Source organism: Sphaerochaeta sp. S2, from assembly GCF_016406725.1.
Taxonomy (GTDB): Bacteria; Spirochaetota; Spirochaetia; order Sphaerochaetales; family Sphaerochaetaceae; genus Sphaerochaeta.
The window spans coordinates 1-19,978 of the sequence record NZ_JAEKNT010000528.1; the positions used below are offsets into that span (position 1 = coordinate 1).

The following is a 19,978-nucleotide window of genomic DNA, read 5'->3' on the forward strand; positions in this document are numbered from 1 at the left end:
TCTGAAAACCGTTACCATCTCTGATTTGAAAAGATTCCAAGCATTTCTCCTGAAGAATAGAACGTTCCTTTCTCCGTGGGAGCCGCTTCGCGATGATTTTTACTACAGCGAAGAGGCAATCCTCCAGAGGATTGAGCAGGAAATCCTCCTCGACTCCCAAGAGAAACAACTAAGTCTCTATCTCACAAGAAAGGGAGAAGAGAAAATCATTGGGAATGTCACCTTGTCAAACATTGTACGTGGACCATTCCAGTCATGCTTTCTTGGTTATAAATTGGACAAAGAAGCCACCGGCCTCGGATACATGAGTGAAGCAGTTGCGAAAGTAGTAGAAATTGTCTTCAACGACCTCCACCTTCATCGCATTGAAGCGAACATTATGCCCAGGGATAAGAGGTCAATCCAGGTTGTGAAGAAGAGAGGATTCTTCTATGAGGGAGTAAGCAAGAACTACCTAAAGATCAATGGGAATTGGGAAGATCATGCCCACTATGTGTTGTTGAATGAGGGATTGGAATAGTACAAGAAAGACCCCTTTTGGAAAGCACCAGATATACTTCTACGGTACTAGTTGTAAAGGATCTCCTTTGCAGAACAAGCAAACGTTATACTTCTTGAATTCCCATTCATGCATATAAGGGGCTTTCATCATTGCCTCGTGTTTCAACTTGCGCGAACAGATAAATATGTGTATAGTGATAGTTGTTTAATATATGTGTCCCAAAAATAAGTAATTCTGTCCATAGATAATTATGAAGAGTTCTGTAAGAGCAGGAATAAATACAATGAAAAAGAAGAATGTAATCAACTTGATAAAGTATTATACCGAAAGAAATGATGGAGCTTTCCGTGATGAAGCATATGAGATAGCTGTAGATTTCAACAGGAACAACGATAGTGAACTTGGTGACTATATCATGGCATTATTATCTGACAAGAATACATTTATACCACAAGTGCTGAATGGGAAATTGGACTATCTTAGAAAGCTTGAATGTCCACCTACTACGCTACCACTCCCAGAATGCATCAAGGATGAACTGATGGGTATTGTCAATGCTGTCAGCTATGGCGCAGGGGTTAATAAGTTTTTGTTTCAAGGAGCCCCAGGAACCGGGAAAACAGAAAGTGCAAAGCAGCTCGCCCGAATTCTAAACCGACAACTCTTTGTAGTAGATTTTGATTTGCTCGTAGACAGCAAGATGGGACAAACTTCGAAAAATATCTCAGAGCTGTTTGCTGAAATTAATAATGTTCCCTATCCAGAACAAATCATTATCCTCTTCGATGAACTGGATTCAATTGCTCTTGATAGAACCAGTATACGTGATTTACGAGAGATGGGCAGGGCTACATCCGCTGTGTTGAAAGGACTTGATAACCTCAGTAATCGAATCGTATTGCTGGCAACGACAAATTTGTATGAATCATTTGACAAGGCTCTCATTCGTAGATTTGACAAAGTAATTGATTTTGCTCGTTACACAAATGCGGACCTAAGGGAAATCGCAGAGACTATTCTTGAGGATCTCTTACAGCAATTCAGGTTTAAAGGAAGAAATGTCCGACTGTTTAGGAAAATCATTGCACTGATGGATCCTCTTCCCTATCCCGGTGAATTAAAGAATCTCATTAAAACTGCCATAGCATTCAGCAATCCCCATGAGGATTTCGACTATCTTACACGATTATTCAAACAGGTAAAACCAGGATTTGCAGGAGATTATAAAGAGCTCAAAATGATGGGGTTCTCTGTACGTGATATAGAAATCCTTACCAAAGTATCGAAGAGCCAAGTATCACGAGAACTGCTGGGAGTAACACAATGAACAAAATTCTGGAACTAAAAGGAACATTCAATCACGCTCCCAATCCTAGCCGTCCAGGACCTACTGCGCTCCCTGCAAGAAGTAGCGTTACCGTCTCAGATATATACAGACTGACTCAGTCTCTTGAAAAGGTGCACCGCTACTGGAAAGAAATTCACAGTCCGTTCAAGCCACTTGTCTCTATCTACTATAAAGATATCGTAGCAAAAAGTAATAGGATGGGCAAAATTCTTACCAATGGATCGGAATCACCCAACAGGACTATTGTAGGTGCCAAATTTACCGAATCCATTCCTCCCAAACACATTATTACACATTGTGTGAATATTCATGCCATTGAGCAGGGTTTGGGGAAACTTCTGAAAGTTTCCCAATTACTAGCAGAGGAATTCAACAACACAATCACGGCTGAAGAGATAAATATCCTGAACAATAACGAACAAAAGCTCAAGAGAAAACTTTCAAGGGAGGAGTTTTCCTGGAAAACCCAGAAAGAACGTGCAATAACTGCACAGGGCTTGAGTAAATCCGCTTTTTGTCAGATTTTAAAAGATGCTTGGTACCTTGATTCCTTTAACGTTGAAGAACGAAATATTCCCATTTCGGGGAGTCAAATTATCACGCTTTACGATACCGGTATAAATCGGGAAGAAATTCTTAAGAATCTTGGATTACAACAAGAACCCATCAGAATCCTGGATGATCTTACCTGGATGGTAACTCCTGAACAGTACCATAAGATTATCAGCAAAGCCCCCTATCTTGTTGCCATGGCAGTCTCCGATTTTGGAAGAATTGATGCACGTTCTCTTGATGGAATAAAGAGCCTTTCATCAGAATTTTCTATCCCTGAACCTACAAATGAACCAGTAATTGGCGTCATCGACACGCTCTTCGACCAATCATCATATTTCTCTTCATGGGTGGAGTATCACTGTATGATATCTCCTGATCTTATTGAAGATGAAGATTACGCGCACGGAACAGCTGTCTCATCCATCCTTGTAGATGGACCTACTCTCAATGAGCATCTTGATGATGGATGTGGACGTTTTCGTGTGCGTCATTTTGGCGTTGCCAAGCATACACGAAACAGTTCTGCCTATCTGATGAAAGTAATACGTTCTATCGTAGAAACGAACAGAGATATTAAGGTATGGAACATATCCCTCGGATCACCTTTGGAAACCGACCAGAACTTTATCTCTCCTGAGGCAGCACTCCTTGATGAGCTCCAATTCTTGTATGACATCATTTTTGTAGTAGCAGGCACAAATAATAGAAATCGTCATATAGATCGTCCAAGAATTGGTTCTCCCGCCGATTCAGTCAACTCGGTTGTGGTAAATGCAGTGACTCTGGCAGGGGATCCTGTGGAATATGCACGCAAGGGACCTGCATTACATTTTTTCAACAAACCAGATGTCGCTGTATTTGGTGGAGACAGCCAAGATGGCATGATCGTCTACTCAAACCGTGGAAGGATGAAGGAACGGGGTACTTCATTTGCAGCTCCTTGGATCACCCGCAAACTGGCCTATCTCATACATGTAATGGGATTCCCAAGAGAGATTGCCAAAGCATTACTACTCGATTCTGCCGCAGGCTGGAAGATCGATTCAAACAACCAGAATTTGATCGGCTTCGGAGTTGTCCCAACCAAGATACAGGATATTTTGACATCTCCAAATGAAGAAATACGCTTTGTAGTACACGGGGTGGTGGAAGCATATGAAACCTATGCGTACACCATTCCCGTTCCATTAAGCAAAGACCAGTTCCCCTATATTGCGAAAGCCACACTCTGTTATTTTCCAAAATGTTCCCGTTCGCAAGGAGTTGACTATACCGATACAGAAATGGACATTCATCTGGGAAGGATGAACAAATTTGGCAAGATCAAGGCAATAAACAATAATGCTCAGGGAGACGACGAAGCCCATTGTCTATTTGAAAAGGAAGTACGGCGGGATTACCGGAAATGGGATCCTGTGAAACATATTCATGAAGAAAAGAAGGCCCGAAACCGTCCCAGAATACGACTTAGCGAATCGTCACCCAATTGGGGTATCAATATCAAGACCAAGGAACGTTTGGAAACCAAGTCAGGCAAAGGCCTACATTTCGGTGTGGTAATCACACTACATGAAATCACGGGAGTAAACCGAATTGCTGAATTCATGCAGCTTTGTCGTGCAAACAACTGGTTTGTCAATGAAGTTGATATCCATGCCAGGATTGAAATTCATGAGAAAGCTGAAGCAGAAGTGGAATTTGATCAAGACTAAAAGTATGAAGATACACTCTTACACAGTTCAACCCCTGCACCAGAACAGGGAACAAGGTCCAGATACTCCTGGAGTGTCCCCTCCCGTAAACCAGTTTCAATGATACTCCTGCCCAAAGGATCCAACGCTGGGGTGAGGAAATTCTTAAGCTCTTTCTTGAAGAAAAAGCTTGTGCTGTGGGGAAATAGTGCTGCTGAAATTAAAACGTTCGTGTCAATAAGAACTCTCATTCAATATTCTCAGAGCGGAGGCTTCTTACAAGTTCCCTCACATCCTCATCATCTTCCAAGCCTGCCTTCTGTGATTCACCTGCCATCTTATTTTGTAGAATCTCCATTGCATAGAGGGCTGAGTTAATAATCCTCACATTACCTCCATCCACTAGAAAAGTCACACGATCCCCGGCTCCGATGCCCAAAACTGTCCTAACGTCCTTGGGGATGGTCACCTGACCTTTGGCCATCACTTTTGCATTGTCAATAAATTGCTGTGCCATCTTATCCTCCAAAGTAGGGAATTCCCTATTTTTAATATACCATGGGCGTCTCATATTGATAATTCCTCTTTTCAGAAGTATGCGGCATATGAAGACCAAGAAATCTCCAATCTTGCTGACTATTGCTGATCCTCTGGCTCCGTCTCTCTTGGGGCTACACGCTCCATAGAGAGATTTGCATAGGCGAATATTGCTACCACAATGGGAGTCAGCCAGCAGAATATTGCATAGGGAGCATATGCACCTGCTGATACACCCAAGGCTGAGTACACAAAGACAGCACTGCAGCCTAGAAAGCAAATAATCTAACGCACTCAATCCTCGGCTCTATCCTTGGCTCTATCCTTTCGATAGTCCGCCAAGTAAATCCACACATTGGGAATGTAATGGAAGATTTGACACAATTCCAATTTTTTCAGAAAGAAAGGGAGTTACAGATTCTCCTTCGAAAGAAGTCACCTTCCCCCCTGCTTCTTCAACAAGCAAGATCCCAGCAGCAACATCCCATGGTTTGACATTGAACGGAATGTAAGCATCCTGTTGACCATCAGCCACCTGACAAAACCCCATAACAGAGCATCCATAGGAGCGAACCTGACCAACTACTTCCAACAATCCTTGGGCATGATTACGATACTGATTGCGATAAGATAATGCACCAAAATCGATATCCACGCGAGCTTCTTGCAGGCTTTCAATTTGGGAAACCTGCATCCTCTTTCCATTTCGGAACGCCCCACTACCATATTGAGAAAGAAACAAATCTTGTGAGACAGGAAATAATACCCCCCCAGCAACAGCATTTCCATCAACCAAGAACCCGATACTTACACCGAATTCAGGAAACAATCCTCGAAGAAAGTTTTGTGTCCCGTCGATGGGGTCGATCATCCAGCATCTTGATGGAGGCGAACCTTTGAAGGAGTCCAATCCCGATTCCTCGGCGATAAGAATATCAGATGGATAAGCTGCAGATAGGTGTTCGACTATGCGGCGTTGCACAGCTATATCCACCTCTGTAAGAAAATCAGTCGGACTTGCCTTGGTAGATACAGTGAGCGTATCCCGCTGACTGTATCGATCTACCACATACTCAGAAATATCGTGCAACACTGCTTCAATACGTGCTATCTCATCCATCAAACACCTTCCCTGTTCATACCCGCAATCCATTTTGGTCAAAAATATGAATTGAATCTAAGTTGATACCCATACAGATAGCTTCCCCGTTCTCAAAGGATATTGTTGGAGGAGTCACCACATAGAACTGCTCATCATCTACCACCACGCTCACAATCTGTTCAGGTCCAGTAGGCAATACTGCCTTTACCCTGCCTTTGATGCATGTCTGGTCTTTCTTCATCTGCTTTTCTGTAGCAGGAGAATAAAGGGTTACCGTTTCAGGCCTAAACCCAACTTTACAGATTCTTTGGTCATGTTCCTGCAGGGAACGATATGATGCAACTGTTTTTCTGAAAGATTGTTTCCACGGTTGCTCCTCGGAAATAGCAAAATTCACCATATTCATGGGTGGGCTACCCACAAACGTAGCCACGAATTCAGTCGCAGGCTTAAGATAGATGGTCATAGGATCTGCATATTGCTCTAGTTTCCCTTCATTCATGACTGCAACATGCGTTGCAAGACTCATTGCCTCCAATTGGTCATGGGTGACAAACACGATTGTACTCCCGAGCCTTTCATGTAAGGACTTCAGCTCTGAACGCATTTCTAAACGGAGGGCTGCATCCAGATTTGACAAGGGTTCATCTAGCAAAAGTATATTGGGTTGTACAGCAAGCATTCTCGCCAAGGCAACCCTCTGCTGCTGACCTCCACTGAGTTCAGCGGGGTATCGCTTGCAATATACACTCATCCTAAGCAGATCAAGTGACTCAGCAATAATACGTTCTCGCTCCTCTTTTGACACCTTTTTCATTTTCAGCCCAAATTCCACATTTTCTTGCACAGTCATATGCGGCCACAATGCATAACTTTGAAATACCAATCCAAGGCTCCTATGTTCAGGACGTACAAAAATTGTTTGCTTAGGAGAATCAAAGACTTCCCCCCCGATGGAGATAATTCCATCATTGGCGCGTTCCAATCCCGAAATCATCCTCAGTGTGGTTGTCTTACCACACCCAGAAGGACCTAAAAGGCACACAAAACTTCCCTGTTCAAAATCCAATGACAAATCATCAACCGCAATTACATCATTCCCATACTTCTTAACAACATGCTCTAGTTTTATATCAATCATGGTTCTTCCTTTTTATATATCAGGTAATCAACCGCCAATACCTTCTGCCAGGTTGGTCTTGGTCAGTCGTTGAGAAATAGCTGTCAACAAGAATGTTATGAAGGCTATGAGGAGAATTACACCATTGGACATTTGTAATAACGCATTATCTGTGTATCGAATTGACAAGGTAGTAAGCACCTCTAACCCAGGAACAGCAAGCATGATTACCAGACTCAACTCCTTCATGCCTTGTATGAATGCCAAGAGAATCCCGCTGAATAGTGAACGTTTCTGTATAGGTATAACAATTCTAAACATCCTAGTAAGCCATCCAGCTCCTAAAATCATCGCAGCTTCTTCCGGCTCAGACCCCATCTGAGCCATGCTGCTTATACTTGAACGTGTGGTAAGAGGCAGATACATCACACTCATTGCCAGTATCATCAACAGAAGCGTACCATAGAGTGCTGGGATGGGTCCCCTACCAGTAGCAAAGAGGACCAAGTATGCTGCACCAAATCCTATACCAGGTACCAGATAAGGCAAGAACGAAAGGTGCCTTAGATACTTGCTCAATTTATACTGTTGCAGGCGAACTACTGCATACCCAACAAGTGTTCCCAACGTGCCACATATCAAAGCGCCAATTCCGGCTACTTTGACACTTGTCCAAGCTACTGACAACAGTTGTGGGTCACGCAACAACCCTGGGACGGCTTCTCTGACCCGGGTCTCCTCTGCAAACCAGAACTGCAGGGTGAAGTTGTCTTTTACAAACCACCCAGGTGTGACCATCAAGGTTGAAAGAGCAAGAATACCCAATGGAAGCACAATGACAGTGAACAAGAAAAATCCTACCAAGAAATTCAACGGTATTTGAAAAGAACCAAGAGTGAATGGACGAGACATCTGGCCCTTTCCTCCCATGGTCACGTACCGCTTGTACTCCCTCAGTATATAGACATCTGTGGCAACTAATAATGCCCCGATTAGCAACATAGCCACTGCCGTTACCGCCATTACCCCCGGTTCTCCCGACTGGTAAGTGAAGTACAATGATGTGGACAAGGTATTGAATCGGACTGGCCGTCCCAAGGTATAGGGGGTACCGAAGGTGCCCACTGAACGTGCAAAAGTCAGTAGTATTGAAGACATAATTGCTGGTTTCATGACCGGAAGCAAAATATGGACAGCCGTTTGAAGCTTATTTGCCCCAACAATCTGAGCTGATTCTTCCATCTGGCTGTCAATTCGCTGAAAGGCATTCCCAAACATGAGGAAAGCCAAGGGAAAATAATGCATCGACAAACAAATGATGATTGGAATCGGACCATATGCCAAGGCATCAGGTATGGTGAATCCCATCACTTCCAAAATACCAGGAGCACCTGCCTGTTTCCTATTCTTAAAGAGTGTTATCCATGCTGCAGCATAGCTCCAAGAAGGGAGCATGAAAGGAACAACAGCAAGAGTTGCAAATATCCTTTTAAAATGAATATCCGTGCGGGTAATAATCCATGCAAGCAAATACCCTATGATTGTAGCAAAAAAGGTGATAAAAACAGCAATCAGTAATGTATTTATCAATGGGTTGAGAAACAGTACACTTGCAACCTTCGATACCAAGGCACGCTCAAAATAGCGCAACGTGAAGGATCCTACTTCTTCTTGAAAATATCCTGCGTCAATGGAATGGACCTGTACAGACTCGGTAATCAACATGAGAACCGGAATTGCAATCAGGTAGGTCAATATCAATGCTAAAACAATACCAAGCACTATAGTGGGGTTGAAAAGCCCTTTTCTTTGTTTTCGGATAAACTGCTGTATTCTGATGCCACCTAAGGTATCATCAGGCTCTCGTTTGTGCATAATCACTGTCTTCTCCCTAGAAAATCACAGACCAAATCTGGGCGCATGTATGTAGTCTGCATACGCCCAGCGTACAATTGAGTTTGTATTGTTACTACTGTTTCTGTGACATTAGCCACATATCAACAAGATCGCGCCGAACCTCTGCAGATTGCATTGGATCGAACATCAATAATACATCCAACCACTCGCTCCAAGAGGACGTGAATGGATTATCTTTACTTGCAGAAATTGTCTGATTAGGAGAAAATCCACCAACCACAGTGGTCCAGGGGAAACTACCTTCCTCGGTGAGGAGGAATCTTGCCCAGAGTCTTGCTGCATTCGGATGAGGAGCATTGGTTGGAATGACCATATAGGTGGGCATGGCAAAGCCAACAGCTGGAATGATACGAGGATCAACACCAAGATGTAGATTCTGCTCTTTTGCATCTCTATGACGAGTGAGTGTATGAATCCCTATTGGGGGCTCAGTTTGTCCAGGAGATCCTATCGCCTTTGCAACCTCTGTGTCATGCTCAACAGCAATTGGATTGTTGGCAAACAACCGTGCAACCCACTCCCATCCAGCATTTTCATAGGCAGTCTCAAGCTTTTCTCCATAGCGCTTCTGATAGGCATCAGCAAACTCATCACCATGGTCGATAACTGCGGCAAAGAAGTGCCACATGTATGGCTGAATCTGTGGGTCACATGTGACAAATTTACCATTCCAGGTATCCTCAGTCAGCTCCCAAAGATTCTTAATCGGTGACTCTGAGTAAATATCTGAGTTATAACCTATGATGCATGGCTGCCAGTAGACAACCTGAGGATATTCTTCCTTATCATCGATGTATTGAGCGAGATCAGGGGGAGTCCATGAGACAACCATACCTTTGGGAATAAACTCGGAAAGAATGATGGCTCCATCATCCATTCCCAGGATATCAACCTGTACATTGTCTGCCTGGTACTCTCTTCTCAATCGCTCGATGTTCTCTGAATCGTCAAATCGGGGACTTGCCACAGTCTTGATGCCATATTTTGCTTCAAAAACTTCGGCTGCCTGTGGTGCCCGACCTGACTGCCACCGTGCTACAAGAGATCCTTCTGCTTGAGCGGCAGCCACCAATTTGTCATAATCATACCCCTCTACAGTCCAGAAGTCCTCCTCTTCAAACTGCGGAGTCTGTGCTTGTTCCTTTGTTCCTGCTGCGGTGAGAGGAAGGAGAAGGAGCAATCCAATTGTGAACATGATAAGACCTGAATACAAAACCTTTCTTTTCATAAGTGCCTCCTAATGTTTATTGCAGTATCACATCTATTTGTTATTTCGTCAAATACATTTTGTATTTTTATATTGAACTATATTTAAGCAACACGTATACTGTCACTAGTAGCAAATATGCAAAGCGAGAGAGCAACAACCTGATGAACAGAGAAACCGGAAATCGTATACTGGAAAAAAGCAAGGATATTCCCTTATATAAGCAGTTGAAAGCTGCATTGATGGTATGGATACAAGAAAGTGAAAATGGCACATCCTTGCCCACTGAAGAAGAGCTCTGCCTACAGTTTGGGGTGAGCAGGCAAACTGTACGTAATGCTGTCCTTGAATTGGTTGATGATGGAGTTGTTACACGTCGCCCAGGGCAAGGATCATTTGTAAGAAAGACAAAAATCAGTCGTGATACTCGTTGGGCTTTGGATGACTTCAACCGGGAGATGCGTTTTCATGGTCTTGAACCAGAGACTATCGTGCTCTCATTAACCTTGGAAAAAAGTCTCGATTTTGTTTCCCGACAGTTAAGTATTCCCAAATTGGAAGAAGTGGTAGTCATCAGACGTCAAAGGTTTGTTAATGGTTGGCCGGTGGTTATCCAGCAATCATACTTGCCAAGCCGTCTTTTTCCAAACCTTGCTTCGAAAAAGAAGGATCTTATAGACCGTTCTTTGCACTCAATTATTGAACAAGAGTATGAGTATGAATTACAAAATGCTGAACGTACAGTAGAAGCCATACCTGCCCCTTCCAGAGAAGCTGAGCTCCTAAAAATTGCTCCAGGCAGCCCGGTATTATACAGCACAAGTGTATGGAAGACATACAATAATGTTTGTGTTGAGTTTGTATTGGAGTGGTATCGGGGAGACCGAAGTCAATTCAACATCCAGCTCAGCAGAAAAAATGACTCCTCTGCACATTGAAGAAGCGTTATCTCCAGGAATACAGGTGTGTGTCCCAGCCAAACTTCGTACAGTGACCATACTTATGTAGGGAACAGAATAGAAAGCCCTTTTCCACTTGAAAGGACATTGCAAGAAAAGAAGCTCTTGATTTGCAAAACACAATCAAGAACACTATACAGGTTCTGATCATTGCTGATCCTCTGGCTCCGTCTCTCTTGGGGCTACACGTTCCATAGAAAAATTCACATAGGCGAATATTGCTACCACAATTGGAGACAACCAACAGAATATTGCATATGGAGCATATGCACCTGCTGATACGCCCAAGGCTGAGTACACAAACACAGCACTGCTGTTCCAAGGAATCAAGGGAGCGGTGAGGGTACCTCCAGCTTCCAAGGTACGGGTGAGGTTTTTCAATTTGAGTTTCTTGGCACGATAGTTTTCCTCATACATTTGCCCAGGGAGTATGACAGCAAGGTATTGGTTTGCACTGAATATATTTATAAGTATCGAGGTCAAAAGAACGGTCACCGTCAGATTACCGACCGTACCAACAAACCGGGATAGTTTCAGGACAATGCTGTGGAGCATCCCTGTCCGGTCCATGATCCCGCCGAGGGCAAGAGAGATCAGAGCAAGGACAACAACGTTATACATACTCTCCATTCCCCCTCGGGAGAACAATTTGTCTATATATTCACTACCGGAATCAAGACGAAACCCTGTATGGATTGTTTCGAAAAGCAGCTTTAAGCTTCCTCCTTGGAACAGAAGATAGGCAGCTCCTCCAAGAATGAGACCGGTTATCAGACAGGGAATGGCAGGAACTTTGAGAAGAATGAGAATAATGACCGCTAGTGGAGGTATGAAGAGCCAGAACGTAAAGTTGAAGTGTTGCAGGATACTGTCTGTATAGGTTGAAACATCGCTTATGGCACCTTCGCCAGAAACAATGAATCCCATTACAGTAAAAACCACCAAAGAGAGCACCATCACAAGAACTGTGGAATAGAGCATATGCCGAATATGATCAAAGAGATTAACACCAAGCACTGAAGAGGTCAGGTTAGTGGAGTCAGACATGGGAGAAATCTTGTCACCAAAAAAGGCCCCGGAGACGATAGCACCTGCACTCATGGCAACTGGGATGCCCAGTCCTTCACCGACACCAACAGCAGCTACTCCGATGGTTCCGATTGTTGTCCAGGAACTCCCGGTTATCAAGGACATCAAACCACAGAAAAGGAAGATGAGCGGGAGGAACCATCGGGCTGTTAGTACCTTAAATCCAAAATACATCAGCGCCGGGACAATACCACTGGAAATCCAAACCCCTATGAGCATCCCTATAATCAGTAGAATCAACAACGCGGGTATCGTCCTGCTGATCGCCCCCTTGAATCCTTCCCTGATAACTTCCCAAGAACAACCGCTCGCATAGGCACATATTCCGGCTGTAGTCGCACCAAGAAACAGTGCAAAATGGGGTTGGGTGTCCAATACAAAGACAGACACCCATAAGGCTAAGCCTGTAATGAGCAGAGGTATCAAAGCCACATAAATCGATGGCAATGGAGCTTCTTTCTTATACATGAAATGACATCTCCCAAGGTGTTGTATGCATACTACAGAGAATAGACAGAACCATAGCAGATAGTATCTAAAGCCATATACCATCAAAGCTTTCTATTCCAATACGCTTAGTACCACCTTACCAGCAGGAGTTATAAAGTCAACCGCCATCCATGTAGTTATTCTGGGGAAGATAGTTCCAGATTATTTAGCTGTGCAATAAGGACAGAACCTTTACCTTCGACTAGAATCCTCTAATGAGAGATATCGCAAGTACCCATACTTTTTATTATGCATCTGCAAACTTCATCATCTTTCGTCCACATAGAATTTTGCTTCCAATGCATGTTTCTTATCTTTGACTGAAAAACGCTTCCCTTGCGTGATACCCGCATAAAGGAGTATCTGCTATATTCCGGCATGTATATACTATTTTTTTATAAATTTCTAAATTTATGCCGATAGTATGCTATACTATTACTAGGGAGGGTTTTATGCGGTATTACTCAGTCGCAGAAATTGCTCAAAAATGGTCCATGAGCGAACGAGGGGTGAGGAATTATTGTGCTCAAGGCAGAATTGAGGGAGCATTCCTGAAAGGAAAAACCTGGATGATTCCTGATGGAGCTACCAAGCCTGAAAAATTAACGACATCGCAGAGAACTTCCTCTTCTCTGTTGGCTCGCCTGAAGGAAGAGAAACACTCCAGGAGGAAGGGAGGTATTTACCAGAAACTCCAGATAGACATGACCTTCAACTCAAACCACATGGAAGGAAGCCAGCTCACCCATGAACAAACTCGGTATATCTATGAAACCAATACCATCGGTCTTGAGAATACCATCTTGCAAGTCGATGACATTGTGGAGACAGTGAACCATTTTCGTTGCATTGACCTGATGATTGATCGAGCAACATTCACGCTTAGTGAGGCGTTTATCAAACAACTGCATGCCACCTTGAAGACAGGTACCAGTGATAGCCGAAAGGATTGGATTGGTATAGGAGCATACAAAAAACTCCCCAATGAGGTTGGAGGTTTTGAAACAGTGCCTCCTGAGCAGGTCGCAGAACAGATGCAAGCTTTGCTTGCCTCCTATCACTCAATCGAGGTTAAGACACTTGATGATATCCTTGAATTCCATGTTCACTTTGATCTCATTCATCCATTCCAAGATGGTAATGGACGGGTCGGAAGATTGATTATGTTCAAGGAGTGCCTCCGTTCAAACATCACTCCCTTTATCATAACCGATGATATGAAACTCTATTATTATAGGGGTCTCAGTGAATGGAAAAGAGAAAAGGGATTCCTTCGCGATACATGCCTCGCTTCGCAGCATACGTTTAGGCAGTACTTGGAGTACTTCAGGATTCCCTATGATACGAAATCCTGATATATGGAAGGCTGGGTGCCCAGAGAAAGGCACCCTTCTTCCCTTTTCCTACCTGCAGAACACCTGTACCGTAGACTCATCAGAGTCCACGTCGATGCTCATCAGCTCAAGAGCTTCCATGATCTCCTGCATGTTCTGTGCATCAATTGCCCCAAAGTCAAAAGGAATGCCGCTGTCGTGCATCGACTCCTGGATCTTGTCCTGGGCTTCGGTGGGGATCAACTTGGAGATGTTCAGCCCAGCCTTTACCAGGGCAAGGGGGACCTTGACAGAAACCCGCTCACTGGACTTCCCTTCCTTCGGTTCTACTTTTACATAGAGGTACTTTCCCCGGATATCTCCTGGTTGGGTTTCCCTGATGCTTTCCATCTTCCCAGATTCCTTCTCCATGGCCGAGAGCAGTTTCTCCGCTTCGTCGGGGGTAAGTTTCCCCTCACTGAGCATATGCAATATTCTTAGTCTTTCTTCACTCATGATACTTCTCCTAGATAATATGAATCTCTATATCTTTGTCTTTCGATCGAAATGCAAGTTCCGTTCCAATGGTGGCACTCAGCAGTGATGGCAGCGCCTTGATCAAGGGAAAGTAAGAGCGTGCCTGCCTCGCTGTCCCTGGGATAAGCAGAAGAATGAAATAGGCAACTGCACCAAGTATGAGGACAGGAACAAACAGCAAGTAGATGAGTCCCAAGGGAAACCAGAATCTATGGGGTCTTTTCTCCCCCTGTACCCTGCAATCTAAAAGCATTGGTAGCATTATTCCATCTCCTTCAGTGCATCACTGGCGGTAATTTCTCCCCGCTCAATCCGGTCCAGGACACTTGATATCGGACTGGAAACCTTCACCGTGACATCCACGATATCAAGCTGGTTGGCAATGCGATTCAAGCGGTTCTTCACCGTTGGGTAGCTGATATTGAAGATCGACTCCATCTGTTTGATCGATCCATTGGTCTTGATGAACGCTGCAATGAAAATCTGGTCTTCCATGCTGAGTTCCGCAAAGGGAGGCAGCTGGAAATTACCTTCTATGGTTATGTTGTCCTCAGGTACCCGTACCTGGGTTATTACGAACTTCTTTCCCCCGGTCATCGAGAGCAACTTTTGCCAACTGTGTTCCATAACGACTCCTCTGATGTATTCAATCTAAGAGGGAATAACATAAAAGTCAATATTTATATATTAACTTTTTTAATATTTTTAATGGTATTTATTAAGTTTATTAATTTCTATGTACATTATATAGAATATTAGTCTATTTTCGCACCAATTCTACGAATGCAACATCAAGCAGTTTCCTCTCTGATACACTGCCATGCCTATCCTTGGTTACCTTGAGCAGTTCCTGCCACCCCTCGGGACCAACCGGAATGATCATGATGCCCTCAGGAGCAAGCTGATCAATCAATGGCTTTGGGATATTCTTTGGTGCTGCGGTTACCATGATCCGGTCAAACGGGGCATGCTCAGGCCAGCCAAGGCTGCCATCGGCCACTCGGTAGTGGATGTTTCTATATCCCAAAGAGCTTAGTCTCTCTTCTGCCTTCTTGCTTAATTCGCCGATTCGTTCAACGGTATACAGCTCACCAGAGAACTCAGCAAGGAAGGCGCTCTGGTAGCCACTGCCCGTTCCGATCTCCAGTACTGCATGCTTTTTATTGAGTTCAAGTTGCTCGGTCATATAGGCAACCAAGCTTGGCTGGCTGATGGTCTGTCCGTGTCCGATGGGAAGTGGACGGTCAAGGGAAGAGAGGGCTTTGTAGGGTTCATCCACAAAGCGGGAGCGGTCCAGAGAGGAAAAGAACTGCAAGAGCTTCTCATCCATATACACAAGCATACCACCTGAGTAAGACAATGATAAGAGACGAAAGAGTCAGAGGGTCTCCAGAATACTTGGATTGAGGAAGTATCCTGTCTTTGGGCCGGTCTCTCCAGAGGGTACCAACAATCTTTCAAGGAGAAGTTGCTGAATATCTCTTGAGGCTGCAGCGGGAGAGCATTTGTTCATTTTTGCCCATTTATCGGTTGAAAGCTTACCCTCAAACGATCCATCGGCAAGTTTGAACAACATCGACAACTGCCTTGAGTTATAGATGGACGGATCCAGGTTTTTCATAAACCGTGTAAGCTTTACACTCCTCTCATAGGCATGTAGTGCTTCCAGTTTTGCCTTGATTGCTATTTCGATATTCCATAGAAGCCACTTGGTACAATCCAGCGATTCTGCCTGTGAGTTGAACTCCCGCAAGAGGCGATAATAGTCATCTCGATTCTTCAGGATTAAGGATGACATACTGTATACCCTGTGGGTCTCATGAAAACCTTTTGAGAGTATATACTCTGCAATTGCCCTGGAGATTCTTCCATTTCCATCCCCAAAGGGATGAATGCAAAGAAACCATAAGGATGCAATGGCACTCTTTATGAGTGGCTTTATCTCATTCTCCTCATTAATGAATACAATGAGCTGTTCCATCTCTCTTGGAATCTTCTCAAAGGGAAGTCCCTCGTACACAAGTTCTTCCTTCCTCCCATTTCCTTTGCTGATGTATACGGGACCGCTTCGGTATTCACCAATATTCCTTGGTTTAATCCCAGCCATCTGGGAGAAGAGAAGGGAGTGCCACCCTTGTATCCGACCAGTAGAGAGCGCATCCAGATTTCCTGTTGCATCAAGGACAAGCATTGAAATACTTTCGGCGTATCGGTCACTTTTCGCCTTTTTCTCGAGATGAATATCAAGATGCTTGCATATAGAGGAATATACGGAATTGTAGGAGATGGATACTCCTTCAATCTCCAGACTGGAAAGAATCTCATCGGTAAGGGCTTGCGCATGCATCCTGTCTCTCATATCTGGATCGATCATTGCAAACACTATATCAGTTGCTTTTTTCTGCAATATATACGCTTCGTATTGCCGTGTAACCTGTTCTTCATCATAGGTAAATGACGGCCATTCAAGATTATTCCAGATATATGCCATTGTTCTGCTCCTACTCAATGTTCGTACATGAACCATAAATAGTCCATCATTTTTGATGGGGTAAACGGATTTCTCTGTTATTCTTTTCACTTTTGAGGGAGTAGACCGCTACTTCCTCATTTCTGATAGAGTATCACCAAGTACACGAAAGGTACCCATGTCCTAAAAAGCAGTAGAACTATATATACCCATTGAACGGCTTCTTGTGTTCAATCAGAACCATGTGAAGTGCAGGGTATATCAGTAAGAAAAGTTTCTTATATATGAGAAACATTTGCCAATATTGGTACATTATTCTCTCATAAGAGAAACTAATGAGAAGAAAGAGTTTTTTCTCTGTAGAGAAATAACTTCACAGTATTGAATACTTTTTTCTCCTAATAGGAAAAAGTACCGGCCACCGTACGTGATGAAACACTCTGAAAAAACACAAGCAAGGCTCAACCAATGCCCAAAGCTTCTCCTCTCTATCAACCTCTTGCTGATAGATAGAACTTATGTTCTGGGTCTAGAAAGACAATATAAAACGTATTGTAGTCAAAACCTGTTTGCTCTTTACAGTATGATTTTGGTATTGTGAATCCGACGAGACGAATCTTACCATCCAAACGGAATCTTGCCCAATCAACATCTGAAGTAACATGGGAAGGATGAACGAAACCAGATCTTTTAGGGAACCCCCCATATATTTCTAGTACATGATTTCTGTGAGACCCCACATTTTGTTGTTGCCAATAAGATAATGGATGCGCTGAGTATGATTTTAGCTTGGAATAAAACTGCTGAAGGTTTTTCTCATCCCATGTTGCAAGGTCTGCACCGTATTCCTGATTAGTGTCAAAATATGAGAAATTGAACTTGCAACGACAAGTAATATCAGACTGTACATCCTCAAGTGAGAACTTGACAAATGCATTGAGGAACCGGTTCTTCCTACTGTTACTTCCTTTGCTCATAGATTAGGGGTCCCTCCAAGCTTTCCACTCTTGTAAAGGTTTTCAATTGATCGATCATTACGTACAATGTTTCCGGGAAGTTCATCAAGACGATACAGAAAACTCTCATTCTCCTCTTTGTTTACCAAGACAATCTTATACTTACTCAGCTTGTCAATAAATGCAGTATTATGCGTACTAAATATTATCTGAGCACTGTTTCTATTAATTTCAGGATCGAGAAAAAACTCAATCAGCCAATCGAGAAGATCCGGATGCAGGTTATTGTCAAATTCATCGAGCACCAGCACTCCACCCTGATCTAGAACACGTTTGTATAGTGAAAGTTGTGCATACAAAGCTCTCGTTCCATTGGATTCCAAATGATAAGGTATTTCAATTGAACCATCTTTTGTTGCATGGCTGAAAATCGGAAAATACAGCTCTTCTTCTGCAGGGCCTTTAAGCATTTCAATTCGAATGTCGTTTATACCGGTATCAGCACGTGAAAGTCTGCTTTTTACATACTCCAATGCTTCTTCAGACTCTGAATAACGCTTGGAGATAGAGAACACGTTCTGTGTCTGTCCATTGTATTTGACTTCTCCAAAAAAAGGATCGATGTTGGAGATGATACCAGTAAAGAATGCATAAATTTTCTCGAGAGCGACAATCTCAAACTGGTGAGCCATGCTAATGACAGAGACATTACTCCTGAGTTTCATCTTCTGTAATTCTCTGGCTTCGTTTATGCAGTACTCAAACTCATTATGTTTACGCGAGAATACTGCCACTTTACGTGAAGCTTTTCTTTCGAGCCGCTCACTCACAATTTCCTTGTTTGTAAGCTCTACCTCGTAGTAATACCGAAGGTTATCCATGATAAACTCCAAGAAAAAGGAGGTGGGTTCATTATTGTAGGCAAACGAAACAATATTAAGTGAATCCTCAGGCTTATTGTTGAAAGAATTACAACAAAAATTTGAAATATACGTGAGAGATTTGATAACGTTTGTTTTCCCAGAAGCATTCGCCCCAATAATGCACATTACTTCTGAAGTCCTCTTGCCTGCTGAGTTGGCATCGGAACAAGAAGCGCCCAATTCCATTGAAATCTCAAACCCTTCTTTGAAACTTAGATAGTTACTTGCACCAAATGATATGAGCATATTCAGACTCCTTGTAGGAGTAATACTATCACATAGGTGTAAAAATACAATCCTTATTCATATTTTTTTGTCACATTTGGCAAAAATATGGATTAAGAGACAGCTTATTGCTTCTGATACAATTCGGATTCCTAATCACCTCAACACAGCCCAGCAAATGAATCCCTCAACCTCTCAAACTCAGCATCCTCTGTATTGATGAATATCCCAATTTGTCCAATGGGGTACTCTCTCTCTACTGTACAGGGGCCGGTAATGGTCATTCCTGCAAAAAGATCGTACCAGGAACCGTCAGGAAGGGTGACAGCACGCGAGTTCATTCCCTCTTCCAGAATGGGGGCAACCAACAGAGAACTGCCCAATAGATACTGGTCGTAGATATCAGCGTATACGCTGCCAAATGCATAGAACATTGGCCTCATCATTGGCTGCAATGTTTCCTTGGAAATTGTTGCTTCCCTGACAAGATACCACCTCATTTCATTTCTCATGGCGCTGTAGCGTTTGGTTATCGAGAGTACTTCTTCACCATACCGCTCAGCCATATGCCAAGGACTTCGGTCGTTGATGCGATCCTCGCTCTTCAACACCTCAGAGAACTGTCCTCCTATCGGCTCAGAGTGCCACTGCATCACAGGAACCAGAGAACCCAGTTCATAGCTTCTGAGGTATAGTTCCATGGAGGGCATTGGACCTGCGAACCCACCAATATCAAAGCCCCACCAGAAGATTCCTGAGATCGCTGCACTAAGACCCGCTTTCAGAACTGCCTGCAGCTCAGACCACCGGGAGAGCTGGTCACCTGCCCAGAAGAGCATGGAACCTTGTGCACCCAGATATCCAGCTCGGCTGAAGGTAATACGCTCTGGGCCGATGAACTCCTGATATGCCTCAATGTAGCTCTGAGGGTAGCGGTTACGCATCTCCTTCCCAGTTGAGCCATCATGGAAAAGGACATCATCTGCGAGGATACACTCCCCTCCGTCAGTCTTGAACCCCGAAAGCCCCATATCCATC

Annotated in this window: 20 protein-coding genes; 5 read left to right on the forward strand and 15 right to left on the reverse strand. The window is 43.6% G+C overall.

Translation table 11 applies throughout. The annotated features are described in order from the left end of the window. The 3 genes from JF818_RS15545 to JF818_RS15555 form a co-directional block, all read left to right on the forward strand. Window positions 1–520, forward strand: a 520-nt coding sequence (locus JF818_RS15545; protein WP_233067988.1) for a GNAT family N-acetyltransferase, incomplete at its 5' end; no start/stop codon positions are given. 265 nt (window positions 521–785) lie between these two features. Further along, window positions 786–1,829 (forward strand): AAA family ATPase, encoded by a 1,044-nt coding sequence (locus JF818_RS15550; RefSeq protein WP_198892959.1) that lies wholly within the window; start codon window positions 786–788, stop codon window positions 1,827–1,829. Then, window positions 1,826–4,117 carry a S8 family peptidase gene (locus JF818_RS15555; protein WP_198892960.1) on the forward strand — a complete coding sequence of 764 codons (2,292 nt, stop codon included), beginning with the start codon at window positions 1,826–1,828 and terminating at the stop codon, window positions 4,115–4,117. The genes JF818_RS15550 and JF818_RS15555 overlap by 4 nt, the downstream gene beginning before the upstream one ends. Here the strand turns inward: JF818_RS15555 and JF818_RS16760 are convergent. The 6 genes from JF818_RS16760 to JF818_RS15580 form a co-directional block, all read right to left on the reverse strand. Continuing rightward, the gene (locus tag JF818_RS16760) at window positions 4,114–4,347 is read right to left on the reverse strand and encodes a DUF4914 family protein (RefSeq protein WP_370570356.1); all 234 of its coding nucleotides are present in this window, start codon (window positions 4,345–4,347) and stop codon (window positions 4,114–4,116) included. The genes JF818_RS15555 and JF818_RS16760 overlap by 4 nt on opposite strands. After that, window positions 4,344–4,613: an AbrB/MazE/SpoVT family DNA-binding domain-containing protein gene (locus JF818_RS15560; protein WP_198892961.1), complete on the reverse strand. Its 270-nt coding sequence runs from the start codon at window positions 4,611–4,613 to the stop codon at window positions 4,344–4,346. The genes JF818_RS16760 and JF818_RS15560 overlap by 4 nt, the downstream gene beginning before the upstream one ends. Window positions 4,614–4,952: 339 nt before the next feature. Continuing rightward, the gene (locus tag JF818_RS15565) at window positions 4,953–5,753 is read right to left on the reverse strand and encodes an inositol monophosphatase family protein (RefSeq protein ID WP_198892962.1); all 801 of its coding nucleotides are present in this window, start codon (window positions 5,751–5,753) and stop codon (window positions 4,953–4,955) included. A gap of 16 nt (window positions 5,754–5,769) precedes the next feature. Next, window positions 5,770–6,876 (reverse strand): ABC transporter ATP-binding protein, encoded by a 1,107-nt coding sequence (locus tag JF818_RS15570; protein ID WP_198892963.1) that lies wholly within the window; start codon window positions 6,874–6,876, stop codon window positions 5,770–5,772. Between the two features lie 27 nt (window positions 6,877–6,903). After that, window positions 6,904–8,730 carry an iron ABC transporter permease gene (locus tag JF818_RS15575; RefSeq protein WP_198892964.1) on the reverse strand — a complete coding sequence of 609 codons (1,827 nt, stop codon included), beginning with the start codon at window positions 8,728–8,730 and terminating at the stop codon, window positions 6,904–6,906. A 94-nt stretch (window positions 8,731–8,824) separates the two neighbouring features. Beyond that, window positions 8,825–10,000, reverse strand: coding sequence for an ABC transporter substrate-binding protein (locus tag JF818_RS15580; RefSeq protein WP_198892965.1), 1,176 nt, complete (start codon window positions 9,998–10,000; stop codon window positions 8,825–8,827). Between the two features lie 143 nt (window positions 10,001–10,143). On the opposite strand from JF818_RS15580, the gene JF818_RS15585 reads away from it, so the two are divergent. Continuing rightward, window positions 10,144–10,917 (forward strand): GntR family transcriptional regulator, encoded by a 774-nt coding sequence (locus JF818_RS15585; RefSeq protein ID WP_198892966.1) that lies wholly within the window; start codon window positions 10,144–10,146, stop codon window positions 10,915–10,917. Between the two features lie 168 nt (window positions 10,918–11,085). On the opposite strand, the gene nhaC is transcribed toward JF818_RS15585, so the two are convergent. After that, on the reverse strand, window positions 11,086–12,495 hold the full coding sequence (nhaC, locus tag JF818_RS15590; protein WP_198892967.1) for a Na+/H+ antiporter NhaC: 1,410 nt from the start codon (window positions 12,493–12,495) through the stop codon (window positions 11,086–11,088). 473 nt (window positions 12,496–12,968) lie between these two features. Here nhaC and JF818_RS15595 point away from each other — a divergent pair, with 473 nt between their 5' ends. After that, window positions 12,969–13,871 carry a Fic family protein gene (locus JF818_RS15595; protein ID WP_198892968.1) on the forward strand — a complete coding sequence of 301 codons (903 nt, stop codon included), beginning with the start codon at window positions 12,969–12,971 and terminating at the stop codon, window positions 13,869–13,871. 48 nt (window positions 13,872–13,919) lie between these two features. On the opposite strand, the gene JF818_RS15600 is transcribed toward JF818_RS15595, so the two are convergent. The 8 genes from JF818_RS15600 to JF818_RS15635 all read right to left on the reverse strand — a co-directional run. Beyond that, window positions 13,920–14,345, reverse strand: a complete 426-nt coding sequence (locus JF818_RS15600) for a hypothetical protein (protein ID WP_198892969.1) — start codon at window positions 14,343–14,345, stop codon at window positions 13,920–13,922. A gap of 10 nt (window positions 14,346–14,355) precedes the next feature. Further along, window positions 14,356–14,628, reverse strand: coding sequence for a hypothetical protein (locus JF818_RS15605; protein ID WP_198892970.1), 273 nt, complete (start codon window positions 14,626–14,628; stop codon window positions 14,356–14,358). Next, the gene (locus JF818_RS15610) at window positions 14,628–14,993 is read right to left on the reverse strand and encodes a DUF2089 domain-containing protein (protein WP_198892971.1); all 366 of its coding nucleotides are present in this window, start codon (window positions 14,991–14,993) and stop codon (window positions 14,628–14,630) included. Before JF818_RS15610 ends, JF818_RS15605 begins: the two co-directional genes overlap by 1 nt. Window positions 14,994–15,126: 133 nt before the next feature. Next, window positions 15,127–15,696, reverse strand: a complete 570-nt coding sequence (locus JF818_RS15615; RefSeq protein ID WP_198892972.1) for a protein-L-isoaspartate(D-aspartate) O-methyltransferase — start codon at window positions 15,694–15,696, stop codon at window positions 15,127–15,129. Window positions 15,697–15,744: 48 nt separating this feature from the next. Then, the gene (locus tag JF818_RS15620; RefSeq protein WP_198892973.1) at window positions 15,745–16,857 is read right to left on the reverse strand and encodes a Fic family protein; all 1,113 of its coding nucleotides are present in this window, start codon (window positions 16,855–16,857) and stop codon (window positions 15,745–15,747) included. A gap of 470 nt (window positions 16,858–17,327) precedes the next feature. Beyond that, window positions 17,328–17,813 (reverse strand): hypothetical protein, encoded by a 486-nt coding sequence (locus JF818_RS15625; protein ID WP_198892974.1) that lies wholly within the window; start codon window positions 17,811–17,813, stop codon window positions 17,328–17,330. Then, window positions 17,810–18,961, reverse strand: coding sequence for an ATP-binding protein (locus tag JF818_RS15630; protein WP_198892975.1), 1,152 nt, complete (start codon window positions 18,959–18,961; stop codon window positions 17,810–17,812). The genes JF818_RS15625 and JF818_RS15630 overlap by 4 nt, the downstream gene beginning before the upstream one ends. A 140-nt stretch (window positions 18,962–19,101) precedes the next feature. Beyond that, a partial coding sequence (locus JF818_RS15635) for a glycoside hydrolase family 31 protein (RefSeq protein ID WP_198892976.1) occupies window positions 19,102–19,978 on the reverse strand: 877 nt, incomplete at its 5' end.

Excerpts from the sequence above, each read along its gene's own strand:
- JF818_RS15550 (WP_198892959.1), top strand. The coding sequence starts at position 786 with ATGAAAAAGAAGAATGTAATCAACTTGATAAAGTATTATACCGAAAGA.
- JF818_RS15555 (WP_198892960.1), top strand. The coding sequence starts at position 1,826 with ATGAACAAAATTCTGGAACTAAAAGGAACATTCAATCACGCTCCCAAT.
- JF818_RS16760 (WP_370570356.1), bottom strand. The coding sequence starts at position 4,347 with ATGAGAGTTCTTATTGACACGAACGTTTTAATTTCAGCAGCACTATTT.
- JF818_RS15560 (WP_198892961.1), bottom strand. The coding sequence starts at position 4,613 with ATGGCACAGCAATTTATTGACAATGCAAAAGTGATGGCCAAAGGTCAG.
- JF818_RS15565 (WP_198892962.1), bottom strand. The coding sequence starts at position 5,753 with ATGGATGAGATAGCACGTATTGAAGCAGTGTTGCACGATATTTCTGAG.
- JF818_RS15570 (WP_198892963.1), bottom strand. The coding sequence starts at position 6,876 with ATGATTGATATAAAACTAGAGCATGTTGTTAAGAAGTATGGGAATGAT.
- JF818_RS15575 (WP_198892964.1), bottom strand. The coding sequence starts at position 8,730 with ATGCACAAACGAGAGCCTGATGATACCTTAGGTGGCATCAGAATACAG.
- JF818_RS15580 (WP_198892965.1), bottom strand. The coding sequence starts at position 10,000 with ATGAAAAGAAAGGTTTTGTATTCAGGTCTTATCATGTTCACAATTGGA.
- JF818_RS15585 (WP_198892966.1), top strand. The coding sequence starts at position 10,144 with ATGAACAGAGAAACCGGAAATCGTATACTGGAAAAAAGCAAGGATATT.
- nhaC (WP_198892967.1), bottom strand. The coding sequence starts at position 12,495 with ATGTATAAGAAAGAAGCTCCATTGCCATCGATTTATGTGGCTTTGATA.
- JF818_RS15595 (WP_198892968.1), top strand. The coding sequence starts at position 12,969 with ATGCGGTATTACTCAGTCGCAGAAATTGCTCAAAAATGGTCCATGAGC.
- JF818_RS15600 (WP_198892969.1), bottom strand. The coding sequence starts at position 14,345 with ATGAGTGAAGAAAGACTAAGAATATTGCATATGCTCAGTGAGGGGAAA.
- JF818_RS15605 (WP_198892970.1), bottom strand. The coding sequence starts at position 14,628 with ATGCTACCAATGCTTTTAGATTGCAGGGTACAGGGGGAGAAAAGACCC.
- JF818_RS15610 (WP_198892971.1), bottom strand. The coding sequence starts at position 14,993 with ATGGAACACAGTTGGCAAAAGTTGCTCTCGATGACCGGGGGAAAGAAG.
- JF818_RS15615 (WP_198892972.1), bottom strand. The coding sequence starts at position 15,696 with ATGGATGAGAAGCTCTTGCAGTTCTTTTCCTCTCTGGACCGCTCCCGC.
- JF818_RS15620 (WP_198892973.1), bottom strand. The coding sequence starts at position 16,857 with ATGGCATATATCTGGAATAATCTTGAATGGCCGTCATTTACCTATGAT.
- JF818_RS15625 (WP_198892974.1), bottom strand. The coding sequence starts at position 17,813 with ATGAGCAAAGGAAGTAACAGTAGGAAGAACCGGTTCCTCAATGCATTT.
- JF818_RS15630 (WP_198892975.1), bottom strand. The coding sequence starts at position 18,961 with ATGCTCATATCATTTGGTGCAAGTAACTATCTAAGTTTCAAAGAAGGG.